11 protein-coding genes are annotated in these 15,992 nt (G+C 72.1%); 8 read left to right on the top strand and 3 right to left on the bottom strand.

Translation table 11 applies throughout. The features are described from left to right. Nucleotides 1–183: 183 nt before the first annotated feature. The 4 genes from mreC to rodA are packed head-to-tail and all read left to right on the top strand — an operon-like array spanning nt 184 to nt 5,185. Nucleotides 184–1,116, top strand: a complete 933-nt coding sequence (mreC, locus tag JXZ78_RS04790; RefSeq protein ID WP_030020538.1) for a rod shape-determining protein MreC — start codon at nt 184–186, stop codon at nt 1,114–1,116. A 3-nt stretch (nt 1,117–1,119) separates the two neighbouring features. After that, complete coding sequence (gene mreD, locus JXZ78_RS04785) at nt 1,120–1,842, top strand: rod shape-determining protein MreD (protein WP_030020537.1); 723 nt, start codon at nt 1,120–1,122, stop codon at nt 1,840–1,842. Then, nucleotides 1,839–3,980, top strand: a complete 2,142-nt coding sequence (mrdA, locus tag JXZ78_RS04780; protein WP_030020536.1) for a penicillin-binding protein 2 — start codon at nt 1,839–1,841, stop codon at nt 3,978–3,980. Before mreD ends, mrdA begins: the two co-directional genes overlap by 4 nt. After that, a complete protein-coding gene (gene rodA / locus JXZ78_RS04775) occupies nt 3,977–5,185 on the top strand; it encodes a rod shape-determining protein RodA (protein WP_030020535.1) in 1,209 nt (402 codons plus the stop codon). Before mrdA ends, rodA begins: the two co-directional genes overlap by 4 nt. A 31-nt stretch (nt 5,186–5,216) precedes the next feature. On the opposite strand, the gene JXZ78_RS04770 is transcribed toward rodA, so the two are convergent. From JXZ78_RS04770 to JXZ78_RS04760, 3 genes are all read right to left on the bottom strand, one after another. Continuing rightward, nucleotides 5,217–5,675 carry a hypothetical protein gene (locus tag JXZ78_RS04770; RefSeq protein WP_033037998.1) on the bottom strand — a complete coding sequence of 153 codons (459 nt, stop codon included), beginning with the start codon at nt 5,673–5,675 and terminating at the stop codon, nt 5,217–5,219. Between the two features lie 150 nt (nt 5,676–5,825). Next, a complete protein-coding gene (locus JXZ78_RS04765; protein ID WP_372498396.1) occupies nt 5,826–7,793 on the bottom strand; it encodes a SufS family cysteine desulfurase in 1,968 nt (655 codons plus the stop codon). Continuing rightward, nucleotides 7,780–9,159, bottom strand: a complete 1,380-nt coding sequence (locus tag JXZ78_RS04760) for a family 2B encapsulin nanocompartment shell protein (RefSeq protein ID WP_030020532.1) — start codon at nt 9,157–9,159, stop codon at nt 7,780–7,782. Before JXZ78_RS04760 ends, JXZ78_RS04765 begins: the two co-directional genes overlap by 14 nt. Before the next feature lie 297 nt (nt 9,160–9,456). Here JXZ78_RS04760 and JXZ78_RS04755 point away from each other — a divergent pair, with 297 nt between their 5' ends. From JXZ78_RS04755 to JXZ78_RS04740, 4 genes are all read left to right on the top strand, one after another. Next, nucleotides 9,457–11,265, top strand: coding sequence for a CYTH and CHAD domain-containing protein (locus tag JXZ78_RS04755; protein ID WP_238782676.1), 1,809 nt, complete (start codon nt 9,457–9,459; stop codon nt 11,263–11,265). Nucleotides 11,266–11,460: 195 nt separating this feature from the next. Next, complete coding sequence (locus tag JXZ78_RS04750; RefSeq protein ID WP_030020530.1) at nt 11,461–13,386, top strand: TIGR03960 family B12-binding radical SAM protein; 1,926 nt, start codon at nt 11,461–11,463, stop codon at nt 13,384–13,386. Nucleotides 13,387–13,508: 122 nt separating this feature from the next. Continuing rightward, nucleotides 13,509–14,717, top strand: coding sequence for a hypothetical protein (locus JXZ78_RS04745; protein WP_030020529.1), 1,209 nt, complete (start codon nt 13,509–13,511; stop codon nt 14,715–14,717). Nucleotides 14,718–14,835: 118 nt separating this feature from the next. Continuing rightward, nucleotides 14,836–15,579 carry a TIGR03936 family radical SAM-associated protein gene (locus JXZ78_RS04740; RefSeq protein WP_238782675.1) on the top strand — a complete coding sequence of 248 codons (744 nt, stop codon included), beginning with the start codon at nt 14,836–14,838 and terminating at the stop codon, nt 15,577–15,579. Nucleotides 15,580–15,992 lie beyond the last annotated feature (413 nt).

The following is a 15,992-nucleotide window of genomic DNA, read 5'->3' as shown; positions in this document are numbered from 1 at the left end:
GATCGTCCGTACGGCGGATCGTTGATATACAAGCACCACGCCCCGACGGGCGAGCACTGCGTATAAAGGCACCACGCCCCCGAGGGGCGAGCTGTGCGCACCAAGGCACAACCGCACTCCCCAGCGCGACCGGCGCGGGCCCGCAGCCGGCCGGTCCTACGAGGAAGGACACGGCCGCCGCACGTGAGGGACACACGAGAGAGCCGGCTGCTACTGGTGCTGCTGGTCGCGATCGCGTTCGCGCTGATCACGGTGGACATCCGCGGCGGCGAACGGTCCCCGCTCGCCCCCGCCCGGCAGGCCGCCGCCGCGGCCTTCGGCCCGGTCGAGAGCGGTATCGCCACGGTCGTCGACCCGGTGGGCAACGCGGTCGGCGCGGTACGCGACTCCGGTGAGCGGCACACCCGGATCAGCGCCCTGGAGCGGGAGAACGCCGCGCTCAAGGCGAAGCTCGGCTCCTCCGACCGCAACCGCAACCGCGCCGCCGAGCTGGACGCGATGCTCAAGACCGCCGGCACCGGCCAGTACGGCATCAAGGGCGCCCAGGTCATCGCCATCGGCGCGGCGCAGGGCTTCTCCTGGACCGTCACCATCGACGCCGGCTCCCAGGACGGCATCGCCCGCGACATGACCGTCCTCAACGGGGACGGCCTGGTCGGCCGGGTCACCACCGTCGGCCGCAGCACCGCCACCGTGCTGCTCGCCAACGACCCGGACTTCACCGTCGGCACCCGCATGGAGAAGACCAACGAGATCGGCTTCGCCACCGGCCAGGGCGGTGACTCGCTGCGCGTACAGCTGCTCAACGGCAAGGCCGAGGTGAAGAAGGGCGACCGGCTGGTCACCTTCGGCTCCAGCGCCGACAAGCCGTTCGTGCCCGGCGTCCCGGTCGGACGGGCGGTCAAGGTCGACCCGTCCAACGGCGATCTGACCCGCTCCCTCCAGGTCCGCCCGTTCGTCGGCTTCTCCCAGCTGGACATCGTCGGCGTGGTCGTCCAGCCGCCCCGCGAGGACCCGCGCGACACGGTGCTGCCGCAGAAGCCCGCCAAACCCAAGCCGACGCCGACGGTCACCGTCACGGCCACCCCCACCGCGAGCGCCTCCCCCAGGAGCTGACCGATGCGCATCAAGAGGATCCTGCTCTCCGCCGCGCTGGTGGTCGTGGCCCTGCTGGTCCAGGTCAGCGTGCTGGCGCGGCTCCAACTGCCCGGTGCCACCCCGGACCTGCTGCTCCTGGTCGTCCTCGGCCTGGCGCTGGTGTACGGGCATGTGAGCGGCGCCCTGGTCGGCTTCGGCGCCGGGCTGCTGGCCGACCTCGCGCCGCCCTCCGACCACGCCATCGGCCGGTACGCGCTGGTGCTCTGCGTCATCGGGTACGTGGCCGGGCTGACCAGGCCGGACACCGGGCAGCACCGTTCGGCGACCATGCCGCTGGCCGTCGTGGTCGCCGCCGCCCTCGGCTCGACGCTGCTGTACGCGGGCGTCGGCTCGCTCGTCGGCGACTCCGCCGCCCGCCACGTCGGCCTCGGCTGGCTGCTGTTCACCGCCACGCTCTACGACCTGCTGCTGGCCCCGTTCGCCGTACCCCTGGTGATGGCGCTGGCCCGCCGGACCGAGCACGACCCGCTGGCGGCGGACGCGGCCGGCGGGCAGGGCGGCTCCGCCAAGGGCCGCAAGAGCGTGCACGGCTGGATCGGCTCCGGCACCGGCCTGAAGGCGAGCCGTTCGATGCGCACCGGCCTCCCGTCCAAGCCGGCCCGGATCGGCGGCCAGCGCGGCGGACTGCTCGGCAGACCGGCCCGTAACAAGGCAGGACGCATCAAGGGGGTCAAGCGACTGTGACCAACATTCCGGAGACCGGCCGTACCTCGCGCGTCACGATCCGGCTGATCGCCATCCAGATCCTGGTCTTCTCCCTGCTGCTGACCCTCGGCGGCCGGCTGTGGTACCTCCAGATCCGCAACGGCCGGGAGTACGCCGACGAGGCCCGCAACAACCACGTCCAGCAGGTCGTCGAACCGGCCACCCGCGGCTCCATCCTGGACGCCCGCGGCATCCCGCTCGCCGACAACCAGACCCGCCTGGTCGTCTCCGCCAGCCGTACCGACCTGCTGAAGATGAAGGACGACGGCAAGGCCGTGCTCGGCCGGCTCGCCAAGGTCCTCGGCATGACCGAGACGGAGATCCGCAACAAGGTCCGGCTGTGCGACGCCAAGACGCCGCAGCCCTGCTGGAACGGCTCGCCCTTCCAGCCCATCCCGATCACCGACGAGGCCACCACGCAGCAGGCCCTCCAGATCCGCGAACGCTCCGAGGACTTCCCCGGCATCTCCGCCGAGCCCACCGCCGTACGCCGCTACGCCGCGCCCGGCAAGGCCCAGACCGCCCAGGTCCTCGGCTACCTCTCGCCGGTCACCGACGAGGAGATCCAGAAGGCCAAGGACACCCGCTCGCCGCTGCTGCGCTCCGACCAGATCGGCCGGTCCGGGCTGGAGCGCACCTACGACAGCGCGCTGCGCGGCAAGGCCGGCGTGACCCGTTACGAGGTCGACAACCTCGGCCGGGTCATCGGCAAGGCCAAGAGCGACAAGGCGGTCCCCGGCTCCAACGTCGTCACGAGCATAGACGCCCGTGTCCAGGCCATAGCGGAGAGGGAACTGGCCCAGGCGATGAAGGACGCCCGCGACACCCACGACAAGAACACCGGCACCAACTACAAGGCCGACGCGGGCGCCGTGGTCGTCATGGAGAACAAGACCGGCCGGATCGTCTCCATGGCCTCCAACCCGTCCTACGACCCCAACGCCTGGGTCGGCGGCATCTCCGGCAAGGACTACGCGAAGCTGACCGGCAAGGAGTCCAACTACCCGCTGCTCAACCGGGCCATCCAGGGCCAGGCCGCGCCCGGCTCGATCTTCAAGGTCATCTCCACCTCCGCCGCGGTCAACGCCGGGTACGACTTCAACGGCACCTACCCCTGCACCGCCTCCTTCAGCATCGGCAACCAGGTCTTCAAGAACTTCGAGTCCAAGGGGTACGGCCCGATCAACCTCGGCCGCGCGCTGGAGGTCTCCTGCGACACCGTCTTCTACAGCCTCGCCTACCAGCAGTGGCAGAAGGACGGCGGCAACAAGCCGAAGAACCCGGCCGACTGGTTCTACAAGACGGCACACCAGTTCGGCCTCGGCAAGGAGACCGGCATCGACCTGCCGAACGAGGTCACCGGCCGGGTCCCGGACCGCCAGTGGAAGAAGCGGTACTGGGAGGCCAACAAGGACAGCTGGTGCAAGCAGGGCAAGACCGGCGACGACTACGTCTCGAAGATCGCCAGGGAGAACTGCGAGTCCGGCATGAAGATGCGCGCCGGTGACTCCGTCAACTACTCCATCGGCCAGGGCGACACCCAGGTCACCCCGATACAGATGGCGACGATCTACGCGGCGATCGCCAACGGCGGGACCCTCTACAACCCGACCGTGGGCAAGGCCGTCGTCAGTCCGGACGGCAAGCACATCGAGAACATCGCGCCCAAGGCGCACGGGAAGCTGCCGGTGACGGCCAAGACGCTGTCCCAGATCGACGGCGCGCTGGCCGGTGTCGCCACCCGCGGCACCGCCGCCTGGCGCTTCCAGGGCTGGCCGCAGGACAAGATCCCGATGCACGCCAAGACCGGTACGGCCGAGGTGTACGGCAAGCAGACGACGGGCTGGTTCGCCACGTACACCAAGGACTACACGATCATCATGACGATCTCCCAGGGCGGCACCGGCTCGGGCTCCGCCGGTCCGGCCGTACGCAAGATCTACAACGCGCTGTACGGGGTGGACGACAAGGGCAAGATCGACGAGAAGGCCGCGCTGCTGCCCAGGCCGCAGACCGGCCTGCCCAAGATCCTGGGCGACGGCACGATCCAGGCACAGCCCATCAAGCCCGTCGCCGCCACACCGCCGAGCGCCGCGGCCGGAAGGCGGGAACAGTGACCAGCTCGCACACGGCGAACGGCTTCACCGTCCGCCGCTACAGCCCCGACCGCGGTGCCTGGGGCCGGCTGACGGCACGTGACTCGGTCGTCCGCCGGCTCGACTGGGTCATGCTGCTGTGCTGCCTGGCCCTGTCCCTGATCGGCGCGGTGCTGGTCTTCTCCGCGACCCGCAACCGCACCGAACTCAACCACGGCGACGAGTTCGGCTTCCTGCTGCGCCATCTGCTGAACACCGGCATCGGTCTGGCCCTGGCGGCCGCCGCGATCTGGCTCGGCCACCGCACGCTGCGCGGGGCCGTGCCGATCCTCTACACCCTCTCGCTGCTGCTGTCGCTGCTCGTCCTGACGCCGCTGGGCGCCACGATCAACGGCTCCCGCTCCTGGCTGGCCATCCCCGGCGGCCTCTCCCTCCAGCCCGCCGAATTCGCCAAGATCACGATCACGCTGGGGATGGCGGTGATCCTCGCGGGCCGGGTCGACGCGGGCGACCGCCCGCACCCCGACCACCGCACCGTCGTCCAGGCCCTCGGTCTGGCCGCGGTCCCCGTCCTCATCATCATGCTGATGCCGGACCTCGGCTCGGTGATGGTCCTCGGTGCGATCATCCTCGGCGTCCTGCTCGCCTCCGGCGCCTCCAACCGGTGGATCCTCGGGCTGCTCGGCGCCGGCGTCCTCGGCTGCGTCGCCATCTGGCAGCTGGGACTGCTGGACGACTACCAGATCGCCCGGTTCGCCGCCTTCGCCAACCCGAGCCTGGACCCGGCGGGCGTCGGCTACAACACCAACCAGGCGCGCATCGCGATCGGCGGCGGCGGGCTGACCGGCTCCGGCCTCTTCCAGGGCAGCCAGACCACCGGCCAGTTCGTCCCGGAGCAGCAGACCGACTTCATCTTCACCGTCGCCGGTGAGGAGCTGGGCTTCCTCGGCGCGGGCCTGATCATCGTCCTGCTGGGGGTCGTCCTCTGGCGCGCCTGCCGGATCGCCCGCGAGGCCAGTGAGCTCTACAGCACCATCGTCGCGGCGGGCTGCATCTCCTGGTTCTCCTTCCAGGCGTTCGAGAACATCGGCATGACGCTCGGCATCATGCCGGTCACCGGGCTTCCGCTGCCGTTCGTCTCGTACGGCGGCACGTCCATGTTCGCGGTCTGGATCGCCATAGGGCTGCTCCAGTCCATCCATGTGCAGCGGCCGGTGTCGGCCTGATCCCGCGCCGGCCGTACGGCACGCCGGTACGTCAGCGGGCGGCGCGGTAGGAGCTGTAGGCGACGAGGGCGGCGAGCACCGCGGCGCTCGTCACCGTGGCGAGGAGCACCCACAGGGCGATCCGCGCCCCGCCCGCCCGCTGCCGGGTCTGCGGCCGGTCCCGGCCGGGCCGGGGCTCCCGGGGCGCCTCCGGAGCGCCGCTGAGGGCCGTGTCGGCCAGCAGCCGGCGGCAGGCGGCGGCCAGTTCGCCCGTACCGCTGTCCAGCCGCATGACCGTTTCCGCCCGCGCGGGCGCGCTCGTACCGCCGTCCAGGATGCGGCCCGCCCGTAACAGCACCTCGCCGCGCGTCCCGGTGACGGACAGGCTGATCCACCGCTGGACGTGCTCACCCCGTATGACCACACCGCCCGTCCGGTCCCGGTAGACCGTGTGCTGCTGCCACAGAACCCGGGCCAACTGGCGAGCCGTGTCCGTCAGATGCGCAAGCATCGTCCCCCCTGCTGTGATACGCGCGAACCAAGGACCGCACTGTACCGGCAGGTTACGAACGGCCCCGGGGGAGGGGCTGCCGATCCCGGCGGCCCGGTCCCGTACGGGGGAGTGCCCGCCCCGACGGTGGGGCGGGCACTCCCGGTCAGCTCACGCTCCCTGCTGGAGCCGCAGCAAGGAGGCCGCCAGCTGGTCCACCTCCTCGGGAGTGTTGTAGAGGGCCAGGGAGGCACGTACGGCGCTGTCCAGGCCGTAGTGGGCCAGGGCCGGCTGCGCGCAGTGATGGCCCGAGCGGACGGCGATGCCCTCCAGGTCGAGGGCCTGCGCCACCGCCGTCGAGTCGTGCCCGGCGAGCGTGAAGGCCAGCACCCCGATGCGGTCGGGGGCCTCGCCCAGCACCCGCAGACCGGGTACGGCAGCCAGCGCCTGCTGCGCGTAGGCCAGCAGCTGGGTCTCGTACGCGGCGATGGCCTCGTGGTCGAAGGACGACAGCCAGTCCAGGGCCGCGAGCAGCCCCACCACGCCGGAGATGTGGCCCGTACCGGCCTCGAAGAGGTGCGGTGCGGGCGCGAACGTCGTGCGGTCGAAGGAAACGGACTCGATCATGTTCCCGCCGCCCTGCCACGGCGCCATCGACGCCAGCAGCTCGGGCTTGGCGTACAGCGCGCCGATCCCGGTGGGCGCGAACAGCTTGTGACCGGAGAAGGCGTAGAAGTCGGCGTCCAGAGCCTGGACGTCGACCGGGAAGTGGGCCACCGCCTGCGCGCCGTCCACCAGCACCTTGGCGCCGTAGCGGTGCGCCAGCGCCGTCATCTCCGCCACCGGCGGGACGGTGCCCAGCACGTTGGAGGCATGGCTGACGGCCACCAGGCGAGTACGGGAGGACAGCAGGTCGGCGTAGGCGAACTGGTCGATCTGCCCGTCCGGCAGCAGCGGCACCGGCACCACCCTGGCGTGCGTCTCGGCGGCGAGCTGCTGCCAGGGCACGATGTCGGAGTGGTGCTCCAGCACGGGGACGAGGATGTCGTCGCCCGGACCGACGTTGGCCCGTCCCCAGGTCTGGGCGACCAGGTTGACCGCCTCGGTGGTGCCCCGGACGAAGACGATCTCCTCGGGGGACGGGGCGCCCAGGAACTCCGCGACGGCGGCCCGGCCCGCTTCGTACAGGGCGGTGGCGTCGCGGGCCATGGTGTGGGCGCCGCGGTGGATGTTGGAGTTGGCCGAGCCGTAGAACGCGGCCACGGCCTCGATCACCTGGCGCGGCTTCTGCGTGGTGGCACCGTTGTCGAGCCACACGAGCGGCCGGCCGTTGACCAGCCGGTGCAGGATCGGGAAGTCGCGGCGCGCCATCTCGGGGGAGAAGGCGCCGCGTTGGGCACCGGGGAACTGCTGGACGGTGGAAGAACCGGGGACGGTGGTGGGAGCCGCGCCGGGGGCTGGGGCGGGGGTGGTGGGGACGGTGTCGGTGGTGGGGAAGGCGCTGGTGGCGGGGGCTGTGGCGGTGGGGACCGCTCCGGTGGTGGCGGTGGCCGGAACGGCGTCCGCGCCCGGGATCGCGCTCGTGCCGGGTATCGCGCTCGTGGTCGATGCCGCGCTCATGCCCGGTATCGCGTTCATGCCCGGGACCGCACTCATGCCCGGGACCGCACTCATTCCCGGGACCGCACTCATGCCCGGGACCGCACTCATGCCCGGGACCGCACTCATTCCCGGGACCGCACTCATGCCCGGGACCGCACTCATGTCAGGGACGGTGCCCATGCCGAGGAGCTGGTCCGCTCCCGGTACTGCCGATGCCGTACCCGGTGCGGCGGTCGTACCCGGTACGGCACTTGACGGCGCGCCGCCCGCGGCGGTGCCCGCGCTCGGAACCTGCTGCATGCCCGGCAGACCCGCCATGGCCGCGGCCGGTACGACGGTCGCCCCCGCGCCCGGAGCCGCGCCCATGCTCGGTGCGGTGGTGGACGCGGTGCGGGGTGCGGTGGCCGGCGCGGTGCCCGGGGCCGCGTCCGTCGCCGTGTCCGTGCCGGTGGCAGGGGCCGCGGTGCCCGTACCGACCCCCTTGCCGAGGAGCGCGCTCAGCGGTGCCGTGAGCCCCGTGACCTCAGGAGTAGTCATGGTACTTGGACACCTCGACGTTCTGGAGGACGGCGAGGGCGTCCTCGACCAGGACGGCCGTGTTGAAGTAGGCCGTGACCAGGTACGAGGTGATGGCCTTCTGGTCCACGCCCATGTTGCGGATGGACAGGCCGGGCTCCGCCTCGTCGGGCACCTGGCTCGGACGCAGACCCACCACGCCCTGCTCGGCCTCGCCCACCCGCATCAGCAGGATCTCCGTCGTGCCCGCGCCGTTGATGCCCACCTTGTCGGAAGGCAGCAGCGGCACGCCGCGCCAGGTCAGCAGCGGACTGCCGAACCGGGTGTCGGTCACCGGGGGCACACCCCGGCGGGTACATTCACGGCCGAACGCGGCGATGGCACGGGGGTGCGCGAGGAAGTACGCGGGCTGCTTCCACACCTTGGCCAGCAGCTCGTCCAGGTCGTCCGGCGTCGGCGCGCCGGTGCGCGGCTGCACCCGCATCCCCGGTGCGACCTGGTTGAACAGGCCGAACTCCGGGTGGTTGAGCATCATCGACTCCTGCCGCTCACGCAGCGCGTGCACGGTCAGGTTGCTCTGCGCCCGGGTCTGGTCGATGGGCTGGTTGTACAGGTCGGCGACGCGGGTGTGCACGCGCAGCACGGTCTGGGCGAGGCTCATGTGGTACTCGCGCGGCGTGTCCTCGTACTCCACGTACGTACCCGGCAGCACCGGTTCGCCGACGTGCCCGGAGGCCAGGTCGACCGGCGCCTCGGCGCCCGGCGTCGGCCCCTCGCCGGAGCAGTACGACTCCATCGAGGTGCGCAACGACTCGTCCCGGTCGGCCAGTTCGGCCAGCTTGGAGCGGTGGATGCACAGCGCGACACCGGGGGTGAGGGTACGGACCCGGTACGGCAGCGTCTCGCCCTTGGCCCAGGCCTCCAGGTCGAAGAACTGGCCGTCGCCGACGATCTCCAGGAGTGCGTCCTCGCCGTAGCGGCCGGTCACCCGCTTCTCCGCGCGGCCCCGCACGAGCACCCAGAGCCGGTCGGCGCTGTCGCTCTCCGAGCACAGTAACTGCCCGGCCTCGAAGGTCACCTCGTCGCACGTCTCGGCCAGTTCGCGCAGCTGCCCCTCGTCCGCCTGCCGCAGGAACGGCAGTTCGCGCAGATCCTCGGGCACGATGCGGTGGCTGTCGCCCTCGGAGAAGGTGCTGATCCGGTCGTCGCCGAGGATGAACGTACGGCGGCGGTTGACGCGGTAGACACCGGCGTCGACGTCCACCCACGGCAGGGCGCGCAGCAGGTAGCGCGGGGTGATGCCGCGCATCTGCGGCGTGGTCTTGGTGGCGGTGGCGAGTTGCCGTGCCGCGTCGGGACTGAGGCTCTGGCGGCCGTTGGTGGTCATCGGTCCTCCTCGGGAAAGGGCGCGCGGACGCACCGCGGCCCTCGTGGCCGCCGCGGTCCGCACGCGGGATGAGGGGACCGATCGTCCGAGCGGCAACTGCCGACGGCAAGACGGCGTATTTCCGCAACCGGCCGGAAAGGAGCTGTCCGGCATTCGCAGGTGTTCGTGGAGAGATGAACTGTTTTTGGGCCGGATGCCGCGTGGCCAGCCCGGAAATCTTCCGGTCGGTGGCGCGCTACCGCCAGAACGTCCGGTCGGGGACTGCCTCCGCGCCGCACACGCGGCTAGATTCGATCCATGGCGGACACCGTGCGGGAAATCGAGCGAAAGTACGAGGCCGATGACAGCACCGAACTGCCCGACCTGACCGGCGTCGCCGGGGTCGGAGCCGTCGCGGACCAGGGCACCGTAGTCCTGCTCGCCACCTACTACGACACCCCGGACCAGCGGCTCGCCGCCGACAGCATCACGCTGCGGCGGCGCACCGGCGGCGGCGACGCGGGCTGGCACCTGAAACTGCCGGTCGCGCCCGGCGTACGGGACGAGGTGCGGATGCCGCTCGCCGACCGGGTGCCGCCGAAGCTCGCGGCGCTGGTGCGCTCGCGGGTGCGCGGCGCGCGCCTGGCCCCGGTGGTGCACCTGCGGACCCGGCGCACGCTGCGGGTGCTGGAGAGCGAGCAGGGCGAACCCCTCGCCGAGGTGGCGGTCGACGAGGTGGTGGCGCACCGGGTGGACGGTGCGGGGGCGGTGGACGGCGCGGACCGGGGGGAGGAAGGCCCGGACCAGGGCCATGACCCTGGGCATGGCCAGGCGCCGCCCGGAGGCCGGGTGACGGTCGGTGTCCGCTGGCGCGAGATCGAGGTGGAGCTGGTGGGGGACGGGACTCCCGCCCTCCTGGACGCCGTGGAGGAGGTTCTCGCGGCCGCCGGGGTCCGGCCCGCCAGTTCGGCGTCCAAGCTGGCTCGCGCGCTGGCGGAGACGGCAGAGGCGGCGGAGACGGCAGAGGCGGGAGAGGCGGGAGGAACAGCAGAGACGGCGGGTCGGCAGCCGCAGGAGCGGATCAAGCGGGGGAGGTCTTCCCTGACCGGGAAACCGGCCAAGCCTGGAAAGTCCGGCAAGGCGGTCAAGGCGGTCAAGGCGGGCGAACCCGTTAAGGCGGGCAAACCCGGCAAGGTCGGCAAGGCCGGAAAAGCTGCCGCGCCCCCCGGCCCCGCCGACCTCCGCACCGCCGGCGACGCCGTCCTCGCGTACGTCCGTGAGCAGATCCGCACCCTCGTCGAGCTGGACCCGGCCGTCCGCCGCGACGTACCCGACTCGGTGCACCAGATGCGCGTCGCCACCCGCCGTCTGCGCAGCGCCTTCCGCTCGTACGGCGCGGTGCTGGACCGGTCGGTGACCGATCCGATCGGCGACGAACTCAAGTGGCTGGCGGGGGAGTTGGGGTTGGACCGGGACCGCGAGGTGCTGGCGGAGCGCCTGCGGGAAGGGCTCGGGGAGCTGCCGCGTGAACTGCGGCTGGGCCCGGTGGCCGCGCGCCTGCGCCTGTGGTCGCAGCGCCGTCGGCTGGGCTCCCGGCAGTCGCTGCTCGCGGTTCTGGACGGGGCGCGGCACCTGGCGCTGCTGGAGAGCCTGCACGCGCTCCTGGCGGACCCGCCGCTGCGCCCGGCCGCGGCCCGTCCGCCGGGGCGCACGATGGCGAAGGCCGTGCTCAAGGACTACCGGCGGCTGGACCGGCGGATGGCGGCCGCGCTGGCGGCGCCACCCGGGCCGGAGCGCGACGAGGCGCTGCATTCCGCCCGCAAGGCGGCCAAGCGGGTGCGGTACGCGGCGGAGGCGGCCACGCCGGCGCTGGGCCGTCCGGCGAAGAAGTTCGCCACCCGTATGAAGCGGGTGCAGCAGCTGCTCGGCGATCACCAGGACAGCGTGCTGGCCCGCGCGGCGCTGCGGGACCTCGCCGTACAGGCGCACGGCGCGGGCGAGGGCGGATTCAGTTTCGGTCTGCTGTACGGACGGGAGGAGGCGGCCGCGGCGGCCCGGGAGCGGGAGCTGCCCGAGGTCTGGCGGAAGGCGTCGAAACCGGCGCACCGCAGGAAGCTGCGCGGGTGACGCGCCGCAGGTGATCCGCCGGGCGACGGCGGCGGCAGTACGGGGCCGCGCCGCGCCCGGCGGGCCGCCGTCCGCCCGGTGACCCACTGTCCGTACGCCGTCACCCCTTGCCCACCAGGGCGGTCCCCGTCAACAGGGCCGCGTTCCCGGGGTACGCTGGATGGTCACCCCTGCCAGCTCATGAAAGACGCCGCGATGCCTGTCGAGACGGTCTTCCCGCGCCTGGAAGCGCTTCTCCCGCATGTCCAGAAGCCCATCCAGTACGTCGGTGGAGAGCTCAACTCCACCGTCAAAGACTGGGATTCCTGCGATGTGCGCTGGTCGCTCATGTACCCGGACGCCTACGAGGTCGGGCTGCCCAACCAGGGCGTCATGATCCTGTACGAGGTCCTCAACGAGCGCGAGGGGGTGCTGGCCGAACGCACGTACAGCGTCTGGCCCGACCTCGAAGCGCTCATGCGCGAGCACAACGTGCCGCAGTTCACCGTCGACGCGCACCGCCCGGTCAGCGCCTTCGACGTACTCGGTGTCTCCTTCTCCACCGAGCTGGGCTACACCAACCTGCTCACCGCCCTGGACCTCTCGGGCATCCCGATCGAGGCCAAGGACCGGACGGAGGACCACCCGCTGATCCTCGCGGGCGGCCACGCGGCGTTCAACCCGGAGCCGATCGCCGACTTCCTGGACTGCGCGGTGGTCGGCGACGGCGAGCAGGCCGTGCTGGAGATCACCGAGATCATCCGCGCCTGGAAGGCCGAGGGCCGGCCCGGCGGGCGCGACGAGCTGCTGTTCCGCCTCGCGAGGACCGGCAGCGTGTACGTCCCCAAGTTCTACGACGTGGAGTACCTGGCCGACGGGCGCATCTCGCGCGTCGTGCCGAACCGCTCCGGCGTCCCGTGGCGGGTGTCCAAGCACACCGTCATGGACCTGGACGAGTGGCCCTACCCCAAGCAGCCGCTCGTCCCGCTGGCCGAGACCGTCCACGAACGGATGTCGGTCGAGATCTTCCGTGGCTGCACCCGCGGCTGCCGTTTCTGCCAGGCAGGCATGATCACGCGCCCCGTGCGGGAGCGAAGCATCACCGGCATCGGCGAGATGGTGGACAAGGGCCTGAAGGCCACGGGATTCGAGGAGGTCGGCCTGCTGTCGCTGTCCTCCGCGGACCACACCGAGATCGGCGACATCGCCAAGGGCCTCGCCGACCGGTACGAGGAAGACAAGATCGGCCTGTCGCTGCCGTCGACCCGCGTCGACGCCTTCAACGTCGATCTTGCCAACGAGCTGACGCGCAACGGCCGTCGCTCGGGACTGACCTTCGCGCCCGAGGGCGGCAGCGAGCGGATGCGCAAGGTCATCAACAAGATGGTCTCGGAAGAGGACCTGATCCGTACGGTCGCCACGGCCTACGGCAACGGCTGGCGGCAGGTGAAGCTGTACTTCATGTGCGGCCTGCCCACCGAGACCGACGAGGACGTGCTCCAGATCGGCGACATGGCGGTCAACGTGATCGCCAAGGGCCGCCAGGTGGCCAACTCCAACGACATCCGCTGCACGGTCTCCATCGGCGGCTTCGTGCCCAAGCCGCACACGCCGTTCCAGTGGGCGCCGCAGCTCTCCGCCGAGGAGACCGACGCGCGCCTGGAGAAGCTGCGCGACAAGATCCGCGGCGACAAGAAGTACGGCCGCTCCATCGGCTTCCGCTACCACGACGGCAAGCCCGGCATCGTCGAGGGCCTGCTCTCGCGCGGCGACCGCCGCGTCGGCTCGGTCATCCGCGCCGTCTACGAGGGCGGCGGCCGCTTCGACGGCTGGCGCGAGCACTTCTCGTACGACCGCTGGATGAAGGCCGCCGAGGAGACGCTGCCCGAGTACGGCGTGGACGTCGCCTGGTACACCACCCGTGAGCGGACGTACGAGGAGGTCCTGCCCTGGGACCACCTGGACTCCGGCCTGGACAAGGACTGGCTCTGGGAGGACTGGCAGGACGCCCTCGACGAGACCGAGGTCGAGGACTGCCGCTGGACCCCGTGCTTCGACTGCGGCGTGTGCCCGCAGCTCGACCTGGACATCCAGATCGGCCCGACGGGCAAGAAGCTGCTGCCGCTGACCGTCGTCAAGTAAGCGTTCGAGGCGCGCAGGCGTTCCACGGCTCGTGCTCCGGCCCGGCCCCGCAGCGATGCGGCGGCCGGGCCGCGGCATGTGTGCGTCAGCGCCCATAACGGGCGCGAGGGGGAGGAAACCGTATGGAGCCCACGGGTGGGCCGTCGCTGGTCAAGGCGCACGAACGGCAGCGGGTACCGGAGCCTTACGCGCCGGGCGAGGGCTGTCTGACGCGAGTGGTCCGGCTGCCGGTACGCATCGTCGTACTGCTGCTCGTGGTGCCGGTGCGCATGGTGTGGGACGCGCTCGCGGCCTGCGGCCGTGCCCTGCACCGCGGAGTGCTGCGTCCCGTGGGGCGCGGGCTGTCCTGGCTGGGGCACGTCCTCGTCGTCACGCCGCTGGCCTGGGTGTACCGCCGGGTCCTCACGCCGGTCGGGCACGGCATCGCCTGGACCGCGCGGGTTTTCGGTACGGGGCTGCTCTGGCTGGCCAAGGCACTGTTCTACTGGCCGTGGGTCGCTCTGTGGCGGTATGTACTGGTACCGGTCGGTGTGGCTGTCGGCGTGGCCGTGGCCTGGCTGGTTCATCACCTGATCGTGGTGCCGGCACTCTGGTGCTACCGCTGGGTGCTCACTCCGGCCGGACACGCCTTCAGGTGGTTCGGGAGCGGGCTCGCCCGGCTGATCCGCGGGCTGGGGGCGGGCCTGGCCTGGCTCGGCCGGCACCTGGTCGTGTTCCCCGCCCAGTGGTTCCACCGGCACGTGCTGACGCCCGTCGGGCACGGCATCGTCCGGGTGGTCCGCGGCATCGCGGCCGCCGTCGCCGCCCTCGTACGGTGGACGGTCGTCGTACCGGCCGTCGCGGTGTGGCGGTACGTCCTCGCCCCGGTGGGCCGGGCGGCCGGCGCCGCCGTGACGGTCGTCGTGCGCGAGACCGGTGCCGCGTTCGGGCACTGCTGGCGGGTGGCCGGGTACGTGTCCCGGGCCGTCGGCCGGGCCCTCGGCACACTCCTGCGGTGGATCTTCGTCGAGCCGTTCCGGTGGGCGTACCGCACGGTCCTCACCCCGGTGGGCCATGCCGTACGGGACGGTCTGTGGCGCCCGGTGCGGCGCGCGGCGGGCGCGGCGGGCCGGTCCGTACGGCACGCGCTGGCCGCCGCCCGGCAGTCCGTCCGGCAGACCCGCGCCGACCTCCGGCGGGCCCTGTTCGGAGGGCCGCGGCGGCCGGAGCGCGCCGCGGTGCCGGAGCCCCGGCGGGAACCCGCGGTACCGCGGGCACGTACTCTAGGTAAGACGTCCGGGCGCGACGTGTCCTCGCCTGGGCGGGGGCCCGGACCGGGCGACGCCGGGTAGGCGTCATCCGGACGGACCGTCCCCGCCCCGCGCGGGGTGACGTCCGGCAGCGCCCTCACACCAAGGAGAAGTAACACTGGGCAAGCGACAGCCCGAAGGCCCGCCGCCCGCACCGGCGGTGCAGCGCATCCGACTGCGCTACACCAAGCGCGGCCGCCTCCGGTTCACCAGCCACCGCGACTTCCAGCGCGCTTTCGAGCGGGCGCTGCGCCGCGCCGAGGTCCCCATGGCCTATTCGGCGGGCTTCACCCCGCACCCCAAGGTGTCGTACGCCAACGCCGCGCCGACCGGTACCGGCAGCGAGGCCGAGTACCTGGAGATCCAGCTCGCCGAGCGCCGCGATCCGGCCATGCTCCAAGAGCTGCTGAACGAGTCGCTGCCGACCGGTCTGGACATCACCGACGCGGTGGAGGCCCGTACCTCCGGCCTCGCCGACCGGCTGCAGGCGTCGGTGTGGGAGCTGCGGCTCGACGGCGTCGAGCCGGCCGAGGCGGCACGGGCCGCCGAGACGTTCCTCGCCGCCGAAGAAGTGCAGGTCGAACGCCGTACAAAAAACGGTATGCGGACCTTCGACGCGCGCGGTGCGGTCACCCGCCTGGAAGCCGTCGCCCCCGAGGGCGATAGGCCGGACGGCAAAGCCTGTGCGATACTGCGGCTGGTTGTTCGGCATTTGACACCTGCCGTACGACCCGACGACGTCCTGTCCGGCCTCCGAGCTACGGCCGACCTGGCGCCGCCGGTCCCCGCAGCGGTGACCAGGCTGGCGCAGGGGCTGCTCGATGAGGAGACCGGCGCGGTGACCGACCCGCTCGCGCCCGACCGCGACGCTGCCGAGGCCGGCACAACAACGGCCGCCGGCTGAGCGCCGCGAGGCGCCGGACGGTCCTGCTCAGGACCGCCGTCGTCGCGTCGCCGATCAGCCAGGGAGCCACCCCGGCCCGGCAGACGCACTGACCAGCAGACTTTCGCCGGTCCCCGACCTACGGGCCCGGCGAGCGAGACGACAGCTCCCGTGCGGCGCCCGCGCCCCGGAGGGCGGCACCGTGCAGCACCGGCGGGCCGCGTCCGGACCAAGGCGCGGCGCCCGGGAGCGTGACGGGAGAACCGCCCGCATGCTCGAACCCATTGAGCCCAACGAACCCAGCGGCCCTTCGGAGCAGTCCTCCGAGGGCGGCACCCCCAGCGACACGCTGCCGCCGCGCCGCCGGCGCCGCGCCGCCTCCCGGCCGGCCGGCCCGCCCTCGGGGGCGGCGAGCGCCTCCGCCGGGGGCACGG

Source organism: Streptomyces monomycini (assembly GCF_022271435.1).
Lineage (GTDB): Bacteria > Actinomycetota > Actinomycetes > Streptomycetales > Streptomycetaceae > Streptomyces > Streptomyces monomycini.
The sequence above is the reverse complement of the archived record's forward strand: the minus strand, read 5'-3'. Positions and strand labels throughout refer to the sequence as shown.